Origin of the sequence: Kitasatospora sp. MBT66 (genome assembly GCF_000710405.2) — a bacterium.
Lineage (GTDB): Bacteria > Actinomycetota > Actinomycetes > Streptomycetales > Streptomycetaceae > Kitasatospora > Kitasatospora purpeofusca.
The window spans coordinates 1,068,101-1,080,208 of the sequence record NZ_JAIY01000006.1 but is presented as its reverse complement, the minus strand read 5'-3'; the positions used below and the strand labels follow the sequence as shown (position 1 = coordinate 1,080,208).

Sequence of the window (12,108 nt, the reverse complement as noted above, 5' to 3'; positions counted from 1 at the left end):
GCGGGAGCCGTCGGGGCCTGCTGCACCGGCGCGGGGGCGGCCGGGGCGGCGGGGGCCTGGACGGCCGGAGCGGACGCGGGGGCGGCGGCGGGGGTCGGCGTCACGCCGACCTGGGTCGCGGCCTGGGTCACTGGGGTCACCTCGGTACCGGGCTTGTAGTCGGCGAAAAAGTCCCACCAGGCTCGGTCGACCGAGTTCGGGTCCTGGAGGTACTGCTGGTAGATCTCGTCGACGAGCCACTCATTGGGGCCGAAGCCAGTGGAGCTAGCCGAGCTGTTGGGGTGTTCAGGGGACTGTGGCGACACGGCGGCAACCGCCCTCTTCCGCTTCCTTTTGGGATGTTTGGACAGCGGGGATTAAGGCTACGCCTCCGACCAGTGATCGCGCAGTCCCCGGGGGGCAGGCGTCGCCCAGATCACAGTCCTGACCTGCGGATTGGCTGGAAATGTGCGTTAGAAAGCCACATCGGCGGGGAACCGACCGCTTCCGATCGCCGCCCAAAGGGTGACAAAAACGGACAAAGGTGGGCGTCGATCCTCTTTGTGCACTGTGTCGGATCTGTGACATCCGTCCCGGTGCACGCAGCAGTCGTCCCGGTGCCGCCGGTCCGTCCGCGTCGTGGGTCCGGGCCCGGCGCCACGACGCGGACGGCGGTCAGCGCGGGCCGGGCAGCCGGACCTCGATCCGGCAGCCGCGCGCCGCCTCGGCCACCTCGATCCGCCCGCCGTGCAGGTCCACCGCCCAGCGGGCGATGGCCAGGCCCAGGCCGGTCCCGCCGTCGGAGCCGGGACCGGAGGCGGTCGCGGTGCCGCTGCGGCCGAACCGCTCGAAGACCCTGGCCCGGTCCGCCGCCGGGATGCCGGGACCCTCGTCCTCGACCTCCAGCAGCAGGGCCCCGGGCCCCTCGTCGGGCCTGGCCCGCACCGTCACGGTGCCGCCGGGCGGGGAGTGCTTGCAGGCGTTGTCGACCAGGTTGGCCACCACCTGGTGGAGCCGTTCGGTGTCGGCGACGCCGGTCAGCCCGGCCGGGCTCACCTCCAGGGCGAGCCGGACGTCGCCGCGCCGGGAGAACGCCCCGCCGGCCGTGGCGCCGTCCACGGTGACCCCGCGCAGCACGCCGTCCAGGAACTCGCGCACCTCGAACGGGCGCGCGTCCAGGTCGACCACACCGTCGTCGATCTTGGAGAGGTCGAGCAGGTGGGTGACCAGCCGGCCGAGCCGCTCGGTCTGCTCCAGCGCGGCACCCAGGGTCGCCGGGTTGGGCTGGACGACGCCGTCGACCACGTTCTCCAGCACGGCCCGCAGCGCGGCGATCGGCGTGCGCAGCTCGTGCGAGACATTGGCGACCAGCTCGCGCCGGTGCCGGTCGGCGGCCTCCAGGTCGGACGCCATCTGGTTGAAGGTCGCGGCGAGCTCGCCGATCTCGTCGCGCGAGTTCACCTCGACCCGGCGGCTGTAGTCGCCGGAGGCCATCGCGCGGGCGGCGGCGGTCATGTCGCGCAGCGGGGCGGTCAGCCCGTGCGCGAGGAACTGCATGAAGAGCAGCGAGGCGATCATCGAGAAGATCATGATGATCCGGATCTGGGTCTCGGACCGGATCGCCACGACCACCATGCCGGTGGCCAGGAAGACCGAGACGATCACCAGGAGGGCGAGTTTGCCCTTGATGGAGCGGACCGGGTCGAGCGGCCGGATGTCGGCCCAGACCCGTTTCGCGGCGCGGGCGGCCAGGGTGGGCGGCCGACTGCCGTCGATGTCCCCGTTGCGTTGCTGTGGAAAGGTCATTGGTCCCCTGTGGTCCCCCGCGTGGGTCCGCCGCACGGCGGTTCGGGACAGCGGGCCCCCCGGCGGCCCGTTGTCCGAGGGTGGTGCCGCTACGAGAGCGGGGCCTCCAGCGCGTACCCGACACCGTGCACGGTGCGGATCCAGCTGGCGCCGATCTTGCGGCGCAGTGCCTTGACGTGGCTGTCGACGGTGCGGGTGCCGGACGCGTCCGTCCAGTCCCAGACCTCGGCCAGCAGTTGTTCACGGGTGAGCACGGCGCGCGGCTGGGCGGCCAGGCAGGCGAGCAGGTCGAACTCGGTCGGCGTCAGGTGGACGTCGCCCGAGGCCAGCCGGACCCGGCGCTGCACATGGTCGATCTCCAGCTCGCCGAAGCGCAGGCTGCCCAGCGCGGGCGTCCGGGCGGCCTGCTGGGCACGCTCGACGCGGCGCAGCAGCACATTGACCCGGGCGGCCAGTTCGCGCATGGAGAAGGGCTTGGTCATGTAGTCGTCGGCACCGACGCCGAGGCCGACCAGCAGGTCCGTCTCGTCGTCCCGCGCGGTGAGCATCAGGACCGGCACCGGGCGCTGGGCCTGGATCCGGCGGCACACCTCCAGTCCGTCGAAGCCGGGCAGCATGATGTCGAGGACGACGAGGTCCGGCTGCCAGGTGTGGAAGCCGTCGACGGCGCCGGGGCCGTCGTGGGCCACCGCCACCTTGAAGCCCTCCGCGCCCAACCGGGCCGCGATCGACTCGGCGATCGTGGGTTCGTCCTCCACCACCAGCACTCTGCGCTGGCTGCTCACCGTGCCGCCGGTGTTCTGGTTGTCCTGCTGAATTTCTGTCACGGTCACGCCACCGCCCCCAGGGCTGCGGGCCGGCCACCTGTGGGGATGGCGAAGGCTCCGCTTCGTAGTCTTGTTCCGTCGTGGACTGTGCCGGGTCCGCCGTCCCGTCGCGTGCGGGGGTGACGGCGAGGGCGTGGGCCGCTCTCCGTCTCCCGTACACCTCGCAGCGTACGGACCGCAGGTGATTCCCGGCAGGTGGACCGGACATTTCCGGCCCGCGGACCGGTCGGTCGGACCGGCTTTCGGGCCCACCGGGAAGTGGGCACGGGCCGATACCTTACCCGGCGTTTTTTCACTCTGTAACGGTACGTATGCACATGAGTTGACACCAAGCCGCCGGTCAGGGCGGAAAGCGGCCCCGAAAGGGGTAGAAGGTCTGGACCAATGCGGGCCGGTGCGGACCCCGGATCCTCACGGCGTTCTCCCAGCGGACTCCCAGCTGTCGGACGTACCGTGACCACGACAAATTCGTGGGGGTGGGATTTCCGGTACGCGCCGGTACGTTGGACACGCGCGGGTGACGGCTGCGGGCGTTGGAGCGGAGGCGGCATGACGGAGCGACAGGCGCCCGCCGGGCACGGCGGGCCGCCGTACGGGATGCTCCGGGCCGGCCTGCGGACCGGCGCGGTCGACTGGATCCTGGCCCGGGTGCCCACCCTGCGCCGCAATCCCTTCGCCCTCGGCTACCTCGCCGTGGTCGGCGCCACCACCACCTTCGCCGGGCTGGCCGCCCCGGAGCTCGTGCTCCGGCTCCAGGAGGCCTCCAGCTCGGACGGGCACAACCTGTTGCAGCACCCGCTGCGCGCGCTGCTGTTCAGCGGCTTCTGGGTGGCCGGGCCGGTCTGGATGCCCTACCTCTGGGCCTTCGCCTTCACCGTCGCGCCGCTGGAGCGCCGGGTCGGCCCCGGTCGGGCGGCCGTGGTCTTCGCGGCCGGGCACGTCGCCGCCACCCTGCTCTCCCAGGGGGTGGTCGTGGTCGCGGTGGAGACCGGCCGGCTGGAGCCGGCCGCCATGGACTACCTCGACATCGGCGTCAGCTACGGCGTGCTCGCCAGCCTCGGCGCGCTGGCCGGGCTGCTCCGGCCGGCCGGGCGCGCGGCCGTGCTCGCGCTGGCGGTGGCGCTGATCGCCGAGCAGATCGCCGCCGACCGGGACCTCGTCACCGGGATCGGCCATCCGGTGGCGCTGCTGGCGGGGGTGGCGCTGTGGCGCTGGCTGCGGCGCTGGGACGGCCACCGGCCGCGCCGCGCCCGGCTCGGGGTGCCCGCCGAACTGTCCCGGCCCGCGTCCGCGGCCCGCGGGGCCGTGGTGTCGGGCCGCTCCTGAGTCCGTGCGTCGGGGGTGCTCCCGGGCCCGCGGGACGGGGGTGCGTGCCGGGGTCCGTCCGGTGGGACCGCTTCCCGGTTCGCGTACCGGGCCTTTTTGACGGCCCCGCGACGGCCCTCGATGAGCCCGTTGCGTTCGCTGACGGCGAACGCGCGACGGGGAACATCCGGCGGCCGCCAAGCCTTAGTCAGGTCGACTCAAGTTCACTGACCGGGGAGAGATCATGGCATCGACGTCCACACCGCTCACCCTGCCCGTGCTGCCGCTCGACGACGAGGTCGTCCTGCCGGGCATGGTCGTCCCGCTGGACCTGAAGGACGCCGAGGTCCGCGCCGCCGTCGAGGCCGCGCGCGCCGCGGCCACCGGCGGTGCCGGGAAGCCCCAGGTGCTGCTGGTCCCGAGGGTGGACGGCTCCTACGCGGCGGCCGGCACCCTCGCCACCGTCGAGCAGGTCGGCCGGCTGGCGGACGGCGACCCGGCCGCGCTGGTCCGCGCGGTGCGCCGGGTGCGGATCGGCGTCGGCACCACCGGACCCGGCGCCGCGCTCTGGGTGGAGACCACGCCGTTCCGCGAGTCCTCGGTCGGCACCCCGGTGGCCGGTCGGGCCGCCGAGCTGGTCAAGGAGTACAAGTCGCTCTCCACCCAGTGGCTGCGGCGGCGCGGCGCCTGGCAGATCGTCGACCGGGTGGCCGCGATCGAGGGCGTCGGCGAGCTCGCCGACAACATCGGCTACGCGCCCTTCGCCACCGCCGAGCAGAAGCTCAAGGTGCTGCTGGAGGCCGACCAGGTCGCGCGACTGGAGTACGCGCTCGGCCTGCTCCGGGACCACCTCGCCGAGGAGGAGGTCAACGACACCATCCGCAAGGACGTCGAGGAGGGCGTCGCCAAGCAGCAGAAGGAGTTCCTGCTCCGCCGCCAGCTGGAGGCCGTCCGCAAGGAGCTGGCCGAGCTGAACGGCGACCCGGCCGACGAGGAGGACGACTACCGCACCCGGGTCGAGGCCGCCGACCTCCCGGAGAAGGTCCGCGAGGCCGCCCTCAAGGAGGTCGACAAGCTGGAGCGGGCCAGCGACCAGTCGCCCGAGGGCTCCTGGATCCGCACCTGGCTGGACACCGTGCTGGAGCTGCCCTGGAACGAGCGCACCGAGGACAGCTACGACATCGCCGGCGCCCGCGCGGTACTGGACGCCGACCACGCCGGCCTGGCCGACGTCAAGGACCGCATCGTCGAGTACCTGGCCGTCCGCAAGCGCCGGGCCGAGCAGGCGGCCGCGGGGCAGGCGCTCCCGGGGCAGCCGGACGCCTCGGACGAGGCCGTCGCCCCGAAGGGCGGCGGACGGCGGGCGGGCGGCGCGGTGCTCGCGCTGGTCGGCCCGCCCGGTGTCGGCAAGACCTCGCTCGGCGAGTCGGTGGCCCGCGCCATGGGCCGCACCTTCGTCCGGGTCTCGCTCGGCGGCGTCCGGGACGAGGCCGAGATCCGCGGCCACCGGCGCACCTACGTCGGCGCGCTGCCCGGCCGGCTGGTCCGGGCGCTCAAGGAGGCCGGCTCGATGAACCCGGTCGTCCTGCTCGACGAGATCGACAAGGTCGGCTCCGACTACCGGGGCGACCCGGCCGCCGCCCTGCTGGAGGTGCTCGACCCGGCGCAGAACCACACCTTCCGGGACCACTACCTGGAGGTCGAGCTCGACCTCTCCGACGTGGTCTTCCTCGCCACCGCCAACGTGCTGGAGTCCATCCCCGAGCCGCTGCTCGACCGGATGGAGCTGGTCCGCCTGGACGGCTACACCGAGGACGAGAAGGTCGTCATCGCCCGCGACCACCTGCTCCCGCGCCAGCTGGAGCGGGCCGGGCTCAAGGACGAGGAGGTCGCGGTCGACGAGCCGGCGCTGCGCAGGCTCGCGGGCGAGTACACCCGCGAGGCCGGCGTCCGGAACCTCGAACGGGCGATCGCCCGGGTGCTGCGCAAGGTTGCCGCACAGACCGAGCTGGGGGAGCGCGAGCTGCCCGCCGCGATCGGCGCGGAGCAGCTGCGCGGCCTGATCGGCCGGCCGCACCACGTGCCGGAGGCGGCCCAGGAGCCCGCCGAGCGCCGCACCGCGGTGCCCGGGGTGGCGACCGGCCTGGCGGTCACCGGGGCCGGCGGCGACGTCCTCTTCATCGAGGCCTCGCTCGCCGACGCCGAGACCGGCGGCACCGGGCTGACCCTGACCGGCCAGCTGGGCGACGTCATGAAGGAGTCCGCGCACATCGCGCTCTCCTACCTGCGCTCGCGCGGGGCCGAGCTGGAGCTGCCGGTCACCTCGCTGCGGGACCGGGGAGTGCACCTGCACATCCCGGCGGGCGCCGTCCCCAAGGACGGTCCGAGTGCCGGCATCACCATGACCACCGCGCTGGCCTCGCTGCTCTCCGGGCGCAAGGTGCGCGCCGATGTGGCGATGACCGGTGAGGTGTCGCTGACCGGGCGGGTGCTGCCGATCGGCGGGGTGAAGCAGAAGCTGCTCGCCGCCGACCGGGCCGGGGTCACCACGGTGATCATCCCCCGGCGCAACGAGGCCGACCTGGACGACGTCCCGGCCGAGGTGCTGGAGCGGCTCACCGTGCACCCGGTCGCCGACGTCCGGGAGGTGCTGCGGCTGGCCCTGGAGCCGGCCGAGGTGCTGGCCGCCGTCGCCTGATCCCCGGCCGGGCCCCGGTCCGGCGGCCCCGCACGGAGCCCGTCCCGCCCCGGTCCGCCGGACGGGACGGGCTCCGTCCGCCGTGCCAGACTGCGAGGATGCCGTCCCTCACCCAGCGCGTCCTGGCCCGGGTACCGGGCCGGGTGCGTCCGGCCCTGGTCCGGCACCGGCGGCTGGTGAAGTTCCTGCTGGTCGGCAGCGGCTGCTTCGCCCTGACCGTGCTGATCAACTACGCGCTGCGGTTCACCGTCATGCCGAGCAAGCCGGTGCTGGCGCTCACCGTGGCGACCGTGGTCGGCACCGTCCTCTCCTATCTGCTCAACCGGCGGTGGTCCTTCCGCTCCTCCTGGCGCCGGCGCGAACCGCTGCTGTTCGTCCTGGTGAGCGCCGTCGCCGTGGCGGTCAACGACCTGCCGCTGATCGCCTCGCGCTACCTGCTGAACCTGCGCGAGCCCTGGGTCAGCCCGTTCACCCAGGAGCTGGCCGACTTCCTGAGCGGGATGGTGCTGGGCACCTTCGTGGCGATGCTGTTCCGCTTCTGGGCCATGCAGCGCTGGGTCTTCACCCGGGTGGAGGAGGCCGCGGCGGGAAGCCCCGCGGGCGTCGGGGTCCTAGGCTCGGAAGGGCAGTGAGCCGCGGCGGGAGCGGGAGCGGGAGCGGGTGAGGGTGATGCGTGAGACGGACGGCGCCCCGACCGGGCCCGCGAGCCAGCAGGGGATGCGCCGGGCCAATCTGGCGCTGGTGCTCGGTGTGATCGCGCGCGCCCCGCGCTCGCGCGCCGAGGTGGCCGCCGGGACCGGGCTGACCAGGGCCGCGGTCTCCTCGCTCGCCGAGGAGCTGATCGGGGCCGGACTGGTGGTCGAGGAGGGCCCGGCCGCGCCCAGCGGCAAGGTCGGCCGCCCCGGCACCGCGCTCGGTCTCAACCCGGACGGCCCGGGCGGCCTCGGCGCCGAGATCGGGGTGGAGCACCTGGGCGCCTGCGTGGTCGACCTGCGCGGCGAGGTCCGCGCCTGGCGCCGCCAGGAGATCCGCAACCGGGGCCGGCGCCCGGCCGCCGTGATGGCCGACCTCGCCGAACTCGTCCGCCGGGCCGCCGCCGAGGCCGGACTGCGCCCGGCCGGGCTGGCCCTGGCCGTGCCCGGACTGGTCGGGATCGACGGCGCACTGCTCCAGCGGGCCGCCAACCTGGGCTGGGAGGAGGTGCCGCTCGCCGCCGAGCTGCGGCTCGCGCTGCGCGCCGCCGGCGCGGGGGAGCTGGCCGAGCTGCCGATGCGGGCCGACAACGAGGCCAACCTCGGCGGGCTCGCCGAGCTCTGGCTCGGCGGCGGGCCGGAGCACTTCCTGCACGTCTCCGCCGAGGCCGGGATCGGTTCGGCGATCGTGGTGGAGGGCCGGCTGCTGCGCGGCGCGCGCGGCTTCGCGGGCGAGCTGGGGCACGTCCCGGTGCGTCCGGACGGTCCGCGCTGCGCCTGCGGGGCGCACGGCTGCCTGGAGCAGTACGCGGGGGAGGCGGCGGTGCTGCGCGAAGCCGGTCTGGAGGGCATCCGGGGCGACTGGGTGGCGCTGCTCGCCGAACGGGCCGAGGCCGGGGACGAGGAGGTGCGGCAGGCGCTCGCCGGGGCCGGCACCGCGCTGGGGATCGCCTCGGCGGGCGCGGTCAACCTGCTGGACCCGGCGGAGGTGGTGCTGGGCGGAGGCTACGCGCAGTTGGCGCCCTGGCTGCTGCCCGCGATGCGGGCCGAGCTGGCCGCCCGGGTGACCGTCCGCCCCTGGGCTGACGAGCGGCTGACGGTCTCCCGACTGGGCCGCCGCGGCCCCCTGCTGGGAGCCGCGGCGGGAGTGGTCCGGTCGGTGCTCGCCGATCCGGGCCGGCTGGAGGCCTGAGGGCCGGGAGCGGTGGTCAGCCCTCGATCAGCTCGCGGCTGCGGTGCGAGGGCCGGCGCAGCACGGCGGCGAAGGTCACCGCGACCCCGGCCAGGGCCCAGGCCAGCAGCACCAGCAGCGGCCGGGTCAGCGCGGTGCCGTCGAAGTAGGCGATGGAGCGGGTCGCGTCGGTGCCCGCGCCGTTCGGGAACCAGGCCCCGATCGCCCGCCAGAACGGCGGCATCAGCGGCGGCGGGAAGACGCCGCCCGCGCTGGGGTTGCCGAGCACCACGAAGAGCAGCACCGCGACGCCGATGCCGATGATGTCGAACAGGCACTGCAGCGCCATGGTGAACGCGCCCACCGCGAAGACCACCAGCGCGCCGACGGCGGACATCGACCAGAACGGCCCGGGCAGCGCGTCCAGCACCGACTTCACGATGATCGCGCCGCCGATGCCGGCCGCGACCGAGTAGAGCGCCAGCGTGCCGAGGCGGATCAGCGCCCGGTTGGTGTTGGCGGGCTTGGCCCCGGCGCTGACGCCGAGGATGGACGCGACCAGGTAGCCGCCGACGCACCAGCCGATCACCAGGTAGAAGGAGGAGAGGCCGTTGGCGTCGCCCTTGGCGAGCGGCACCACGTCCTCGACCTTCACGGTGCGGCCCTGGGTCTTCTCCAGGCCGGTGACGATGCTCTCGGCGGCCCGGGCGGCGGACGGGCCGCGCGCGTTGGCGACCAGCAGCACGTCCTCGGTGGACGCCGGGTCCACCACCAGCGCGGCGTAGACCTTCTGGTCCTTGATCTGCTGGGTGGCGGTCTCCGCGTCCGGCGCGGTGACGGCCTTCACGGCCTGGTCCGGGACGGACTCCAGGCCCTGGACGAACTTGGGGGAGACCTGCGGCGGGGCGACCACCGCGATCGACAGTTCGTGCGGGGCGGGGTGGTGCAGGGCGCCGACGTACGAGGTGACGAAGCCGAGCTGGAGCAGCAGCACGCCGATGACCAGCATCGCCGCGCGCGGGGTGACCGCGCCCTTCAGCTCGGCGGCGAAGCCCTTCCTCGGTTCCGGGGCCGATGCCCGCGCCGGTTCCTGTACGGGTTCCTGCCCTGCCTGTTGCCCGGGGGCGGAGGTCATGCACATCTCCTTGTGTATCGGGGGAAACCGGATACTTAATAGCATGAACTAGTTTCCTCTGTGTTTCTCCCGCGCCGCAGCGGCCCGGACGGGCTGCGGGATACTGGCGCGGTGAAGGAGCCGAACGAGGAGCGCGACGAGCAGCCCCTGCTGGCCGTGGAGCGCGAGGTCGGGGTGCTGTTCCGGCGCGGCCGGGCCCGGGTGGCGGAGCTGTCCCGGCGGGTCCATCCGCAGCTGGAGGGCATGGCGTACAGCCTGCTGGGCCATGTCGAGCAGGCCGGGCCGGTGCGGGTGACCGACGTCGGCGTGCACTTCGCGGTCGGCAAGGCGACCATCAGCCGGCAGATCCGGGCGCTGGAGGAGCTGGGCCTGCTGGCCCGGGAGGCGGACCCGCTGGACCGCCGGTCGGCGCTGGTCTCGCTCACCGAGGACGGCCGGCGGCGGTTCCTGGCCGCCCGGGACGCGCGGATGGGCCGGGTGCGGGAGCTGATGGCCGACTGGTCGGAGGAGGACGTGGTCCGCTTCGCCGAGCTGCTGCACCGCTTCAACGATGTGGTGGGCGAGGCGGCCGTGCCGAGCGCCTGAGCGCCGGAGTGGTCCTTCGGTGGCCCGGGCCGTGGGTCGGTCCGGGCTTTACTTGTTCTTGAAGAAGGTTGCCCCAGTCAACCATCTCGGCCTATGGTTGCGTCAGGCAACTATCCCGAAGGACCTTGATGACCGCCACCGCCACCCCGACTGCCTCGACCGGAGCCGCCGCCGCCACCGACCAACCGATGACGCACAGGCAGGTGATGGAGGCGCTCTCCGGCCTGCTGCTCGGCCTCTTCGTCGCCGTGCTCTCGTCGACCGTCGTCTCCAACGCACTGCCCCGGATCCTCACCGATCTGCACGGCGGCCAGTCCGCCTACACCTGGGTGATCACCGCGACCCTGCTCACCCTCACCGCCTCCACCCCGATCTGGGGCAAGCTCTCCGACCTCGCCAGCAAGAAGCTGCTGCTGCAGATCGCGCTGGTCATCTACATCGCCTCCTCCGCGCTGGCCGGCTTCTCCCAGAACACCGGCCAGCTGATCGCCTGCCGCGCCCTCCAGGGCATCGGCGCCGGCGGCGTCACCGCGCTCGCCCAGATCTGCCTGGCCGCGATGGTCCCGCCGCGCGAGCGCGGCCGGTACAGCGGCTACTTCGGCGCCGTCTTCGCCCTCGCCACCATCGGCGGCCCGCTGATCGGCGGCGTCATCGTGGACACCTCCTGGCTCGGCTGGCGCTGGTGCTTCTACGTCGGCATCCCCTTCGCGCTGGCCGCCATCCTGGTGCTGCAGCGGACCCTGAAGCTGCCGGTGGTCCGGCGCAAGGTGCGGATCGACTACCTGGGCGCACTGGTGATCACCGGCGCGGTCAGCCTGCTGATGATCTGGATCACCCTGGCCGGCAAGAACTACGCCTGGCTCTCCTGGCAGACCGCGGCCATGGTCGGCGGCGGACTGCTGCTCGGCGGCCTGGCCGTCGTGGTCGAGCGCCGCGCCGCCGAGCCGATCATCCCGCCGCACCTGTTCCGGCACCGGACGGTCACCCTGTCCGCGCTGGCCAGCGTCCTGGTCGGGATCGGGATGTACGGCGCCACCACGTTCCTCAGCCAGTACTTCCAGCTCGCCCGGGACAAGTCCCCGACGGTGGCCGGGCTGATGACCCTGCCGATGATCCTCGGCCTGGCCGTCTCGTCCACCGTGGCCGGCCGGCTGATCACCAAGTACGGCAAGTGGAAGGCCTACCTGGTCGCCGGCACCCTGCTGCTCGCCGTCGGCTTCGCCCTGCTCGGCACCGCCCGGGCCGACACGGCCTACGGCCTGCTCTCGGTCTACATGGCGATCACCGGCATCGGCCTCGGCCTCACCATGCAGAACCTCGTCCTCGCCGTGCAGAACACCGTGCCGCGCGCCGAGCTCGGCGCGGCCAGCTCGGTGGTCACCTTCTTCCGCACCATGGGCGGCGCGATGGGCGTCTCCGCGCTCGGCGCGCTGATGAACAACCGGGTCGGCCACTACCTCGCCGAGAACCTGGCCGCCGCGCACGTCCCGGCCGGCGGCGCGCTCGGCGGCGGCATCCCGGACCTGCACAAGCTGCCCGCGCCGCTGGTGCCGCTGGTCACCGACGCCTTCGGGCACGGGGTCGGGGTGGTGTTCCTGGTCGCGGCGCCGTTCGCGCTGCTGGCCTTCGTCACGGTGCTGTTCATCCGCGAGACGGTGCTGCGCACCGCTCAGGACTGATCCGCCCAGGACCCCGTCCGACCGGACGCCCGCCCGATCACTGGGCGGGCGTCCGGCGTTGGGTGCCCTGTGCGGGTCGTCCGAGGCCCGGGTCGTGCGGTGTCCGGGTCGTGCGTGTCTCGGCACGCGGGCGGGCGTCCGGGCCGGGAACGGGAACGGGAAGGGGAACGGAGGGCCGGGGGCGGGTCGGCGGCTGTCGGCCCGGGGGACGGGTACGGAAACGGCCGGAGG

Annotated in this window: 10 protein-coding genes; 6 read left to right on the top strand and 4 right to left on the bottom strand. The window is 73.7% G+C overall.

The window, feature by feature from the left end; genetic code table 11:
• The 3 genes from BI06_RS53615 to BI06_RS17180 all read right to left on the bottom strand — a co-directional run.
• Positions 1-305: alpha-ketoglutarate decarboxylase (locus BI06_RS53615; RefSeq protein ID WP_043468920.1), on the bottom strand; the 305-nt coding region annotated here is incomplete at its 3' end.
• A 349-nt stretch (positions 306-654) separates the two neighbouring features.
• Positions 655-1,785: a cell wall metabolism sensor histidine kinase WalK gene (locus tag BI06_RS17185; RefSeq protein ID WP_030392843.1), complete on the bottom strand. Its 1,131-nt coding sequence runs from the start codon at positions 1,783-1,785 to the stop codon at positions 655-657.
• Positions 1,786-1,874: 89 nt separating this feature from the next.
• Positions 1,875-2,612, bottom strand: coding sequence for a response regulator transcription factor (locus BI06_RS17180; protein WP_093864899.1), 738 nt, complete (start codon positions 2,610-2,612; stop codon positions 1,875-1,877).
• A 549-nt stretch (positions 2,613-3,161) separates the two neighbouring features.
• On the opposite strand from BI06_RS17180, the gene BI06_RS17175 reads away from it, so the two are divergent.
• From BI06_RS17175 to BI06_RS17160, 4 genes are all read left to right on the top strand, one after another.
• A complete protein-coding gene (locus BI06_RS17175; protein WP_051741156.1) occupies positions 3,162-3,938 on the top strand; it encodes a rhomboid-like protein in 777 nt (258 codons plus the stop codon).
• A 223-nt stretch (positions 3,939-4,161) separates the two neighbouring features.
• Positions 4,162-6,615, top strand: a complete 2,454-nt coding sequence (lon, locus tag BI06_RS17170; protein ID WP_030392841.1) for an endopeptidase La — start codon at positions 4,162-4,164, stop codon at positions 6,613-6,615.
• Positions 6,616-6,713: 98 nt separating this feature from the next.
• Entirely contained in the window at positions 6,714-7,247 is a 534-nt protein-coding gene (locus tag BI06_RS17165; protein ID WP_051741154.1) for a GtrA family protein, read from the top strand.
• A gap of 37 nt (positions 7,248-7,284) precedes the next feature.
• The gene (locus BI06_RS17160; RefSeq protein WP_030392839.1) at positions 7,285-8,499 is read left to right on the top strand and encodes an ROK family transcriptional regulator; all 1,215 of its coding nucleotides are present in this window, start codon (positions 7,285-7,287) and stop codon (positions 8,497-8,499) included.
• Positions 8,500-8,515: 16 nt separating this feature from the next.
• Here the strand turns inward: BI06_RS17160 and BI06_RS17155 are convergent, their stop codons facing one another.
• Positions 8,516-9,613 (bottom strand): ABC transporter permease, encoded by a 1,098-nt coding sequence (locus tag BI06_RS17155; RefSeq protein WP_107113339.1) that lies wholly within the window; start codon positions 9,611-9,613, stop codon positions 8,516-8,518.
• A 111-nt stretch (positions 9,614-9,724) separates the two neighbouring features.
• Here BI06_RS17155 and BI06_RS17150 point away from each other — a divergent pair, with 111 nt between their 5' ends.
• Complete coding sequence (locus BI06_RS17150; protein ID WP_043468918.1) at positions 9,725-10,198, top strand: MarR family winged helix-turn-helix transcriptional regulator; 474 nt, start codon at positions 9,725-9,727, stop codon at positions 10,196-10,198.
• Between the two features lie 188 nt (positions 10,199-10,386).
• The gene (locus tag BI06_RS17145) at positions 10,387-11,877 is read left to right on the top strand and encodes an MDR family MFS transporter (RefSeq protein ID WP_082558571.1); all 1,491 of its coding nucleotides are present in this window, start codon (positions 10,387-10,389) and stop codon (positions 11,875-11,877) included.
• Positions 11,878-12,108 lie beyond the last annotated feature (231 nt).